This window comes from Arthrobacter sp. H14 (assembly GCF_000520495.1).
Taxonomy (GTDB): domain Bacteria; phylum Actinomycetota; class Actinomycetes; order Actinomycetales; family Micrococcaceae; genus Arthrobacter_C.
The window spans coordinates 91,206-93,196 of sequence record NZ_KI914646.1 but is presented as its reverse complement, the minus strand read 5'-3'; the positions used below and the strand labels follow the sequence as shown (position 1 = coordinate 93,196).

At 63.6% G+C, this 1,991-nt stretch carries 3 protein-coding genes; 2 read left to right on the top strand and 1 reads right to left on the bottom strand.

Features of this window, described 5'->3' with window-relative positions:
* Positions 1 to 221: 221 nt before the first annotated feature.
* On the top strand, positions 222 to 554 hold the full coding sequence (locus Y707_RS0109145) for a GNAT family N-acetyltransferase (RefSeq protein WP_026534859.1): 333 nt from the start codon (positions 222 to 224) through the stop codon (positions 552 to 554).
* Positions 555 to 642: 88 nt separating this feature from the next.
* Positions 643 to 1,266, top strand: coding sequence for an FMN reductase (locus Y707_RS0109140; protein WP_026534858.1), 624 nt, complete (start codon positions 643 to 645; stop codon positions 1,264 to 1,266).
* A 2-nt stretch (positions 1,267 to 1,268) separates the two neighbouring features.
* On the opposite strand, the gene Y707_RS24675 is transcribed toward Y707_RS0109140, so the two are convergent.
* Positions 1,269 to 1,991 (bottom strand): EamA family transporter (locus tag Y707_RS24675; RefSeq protein ID WP_081744741.1); only part of this gene is annotated, 723 nt, incomplete at its 5' end.

Here is a 1,991-nt window from a genome sequence, read left to right as displayed (position 1 = left end):
AGCCCTGCCGCCGTTGCGGAACCCTGGTTGAACACGGCCGCCTGGGTGACACCGCCACCATCGCCAGGGACATCTACTTCTGCCCGTTCTGTCAACCTCCCTCATCCAGCGGGAAGGTGGACACTTCCGGTACCGAGTGAAAATATGGGACCAGCACCACCGGGCGAGGTCTTCGGCCCGTCCTGAATCGCTTTTCCGGCCAGCGAAGGATGCACTCCAACATGAATCAGCAGCCAGAAGCCGCAACGACTGACAACACCTTCGTCGAACTTAATGAGAACGAGAGCCGGTACGAAATCAGGGTTGGCGGCCGCTATGCCGGTTTTGCCGAGTACCGGGAATCGTCATCCGAAATCGCCTTCACCCACACCGAAACGTTCGAGGAATTCGCCGGGCAGGGGCTTGGCAGCACACTTGTCGCCGGCGCTCTCTCCGACGCCGCCACCCGGGGCAAGACGCTTGTCCCGTATTGCCCGTTTGTAGCCAAATACATCAGGCACAACCCTGAGGCAGCGCCGGACGTCCGCTGGCCGGACTCGCCGCGGATGAAGTAGAGATCCGGAATAATTTTCCCGTTGGGCCTGTTCGACTACATAGATGCAATAACATGCAGATGTCGGAGATCAGGAAGAGAAGATACCCATGGGTGAAAAGCGGATTGCAGTGGTTACGGCCGGACTCAGCGAGCCGTCGTCGAGCCGGATGCTGGCAGACCAATTGGCGTCGGATACCAGGAAACACCTCGAGGCTGCCGGCGGACAAGTCAATGTCGAGGTCTTCGAACTGCGGGACCTCGCCGTCGACATCGCCAACAACTTTGTGGCCGGCTTCCCCTCGCCCAGGCTTACTGCGGCAATTGATGCCGTGCTCGCTGCCGACGGCGTGATTGCTGTAAGCCCGATCTTCTCCGGTTCCTACAGCGGACTCTTCAAATCGTTCTTCGATGTGATCGACAACAAGGGCCTGATCGGCAAGCCGATGATTCTGGGAGCAACCGGAGGAACGGCCCGGCACTCGCTGGCCCTTGAGTACGCGTTGCGCCCCTTGTTCCAGTACCTGCGGGCGAACGTTGCACCGACATCCGTCTACGCCGCCCCTTCTGATTGGGGAAATGGCGACGCCACCGTCGACGGACTGGCGGACCGCACCGACCGCGCGGGCAGCGAACTCGCGGCCCTCATCGGGCAGACGGTCCCAGTCCAGCGCCGGGCGGCCGATGACGAGCGCTCCTTCGAGGAACTACTCGCCGGCCAAAGTACGTCCTAGCTTCATTCCGCCGGCACCGGTACGGGCTTCCGGCTCCCGTCCCACTGCAGGGCGGCGACGGCCACGACGTTCGCCAGCGTGATCATGGCGATCGCCGCGAGCTCCAGCGGCGCCAGCGACTCGGCCAGCAGGATAAAGCCAGCCAAGGCGGCGAGGACCGGATTGACGCTGACCATGAGCGCATACAGTCCGGCCGGCATCCGGCGGAGCACGAAGATGTCAGCGGCGTACGGCAAGGCTGAGGAAAGAATTCCGGCCAACACCCCGAACCCGAGCACCGCCGGTGTTACGGCGTCGAAATCAACGACGAAAACGGCCACCGGCACGAAAATGACCGCCGACGTCGCGGCCGCGATCGCGGAGGCCTGCAGACCCGGCAGACTCGCCCCCGCCGCGCGGTTGACCAGGATGTAGCCTGCCCAGCATGCCGCGGCCATCAGGCCCAGGCCGATCCCAACCAAGTCGTTGCTGGCCTGTGGTCCGGCGAGGACAAAAACTCCGGCTCCGGCAACGACGGCGCAGACCGCGTTGACGGCCCGGCGTGAGGAAATCAGCGCCAGGGCGAGTGGCCCGAGGAACTCCAGCGTGACGGCCAGCCCCAGACCGATCCGCTCGATTGAGAAGTACAGGGTCAAATTCATCATCCCCATCACCAGGCCGAGGGCTATTCCCAGGCCCAGCTGGCGTCGGCTCAAGCTCCGCAGCGGCGGCCGGCCCAGAGGCAG